The following is a 1,073-nucleotide window of genomic DNA, read 5'->3' on the forward strand; positions in this document are numbered from 1 at the left end:
AGTTCGGGTCAGCGAAGAGGTTCGCGATTCTTTCCTGCTGCTTGGTCGTGAGTAAGCTGCTGCCCGTGTGCAGAGTTCTTCTTGCCCGGTACAACGGGTCCTTTGCTCGTCCGCGATGGCCGGTTGTCTCTTGCTGAACTCGGCGACGTACCTCGTCGAGGGCATCACCGGCGAGTTTGACGACGTGGAAGGGGTCCATGACTTCGACAGCGTCGGGCAGCTCCTCAGCTGAGGCTGTTTTGAAGCCGGAGAATCCGTCCATCGCGACGACGTCGATGCCCTCACGCCAGTCTTTCGGTCGGTCTTTCAACCATTGTTTGAACACCTGCTTCGAACGGCCAGCCACCATGTCGAGCAGACGTGCCGAGCCTGTTCCCTCGCTGATCGGGGTGAGGTCGATGATGACGGTGACGTACTTGTCGCCACGCCGGGTATGCCGCCATACATGCTCGTCGACACCAATGACGCTGACCCCGTCGAAACGAGTCGGGTCGTTGATCAACAACCGCTGACCTTCAGCGAGGACGGCGGAGTTCGCGGTGTGCCAGGACACTGCGAGTTTCGCAGCGATGACGGACACGGTGTCGTGATCGATGACGAGGGCACGCAACGCCCAGTCGAGGCCGGTTCGCGAGATCTTCGCTCGTGGTGGTGCCGCGGCTGTGGCGTCTTGACGCCAGACGCGGCCACACTCGACGCATTTGTAACGGCGGAGGCGAAGATGAAGCGTGGTTGGTCGGTAGCCGAAAGGTTCGTGGGCCAGACGGCGGACGACGGTATCGCGAACGATCCCGTGGCCACCGCACCGACGGCACCAGTCATCAGCAGTGTTGGGCCGGCATTCCAGAATCGCCTTGTGCCCGGTGATGTTTTGGCCGGTGCAGGTCAGATCGAGGGTGTCGAGTCGGCAGAATGTCGTGAGGTCAGGGGTCGAGAAAGTAGGCTTGGCCACGTCGAGGTCTTTCGGATGGATTGTGTGAGAACTTCCATCATCGGAAGACCTCGACGTCTATCCGCGCAGCGACTCGCCGTGTCCTGGAATCACCGATCTACACTCTCAATTACGAAGAGCC

1 protein-coding gene is annotated in these 1,073 nt (G+C 60.5%); it reads right to left on the bottom strand.

All coding sequences use genetic code 11. The features are described 5' to 3' along the window. Positions 1–952, bottom strand: a 952-nt coding sequence (locus AAHA49_RS17810; RefSeq protein ID WP_342039178.1) for an ISL3 family transposase, incomplete at its 3' end; no start/stop codon positions are given. Positions 953–1,073: the final 121 nt, after the last annotated feature.

Source organism: Brevibacterium ammoniilyticum (assembly GCF_038429965.1).
Classification (GTDB): domain Bacteria; phylum Actinomycetota; class Actinomycetes; order Actinomycetales; family Brevibacteriaceae; genus Brevibacterium; species Brevibacterium ammoniilyticum.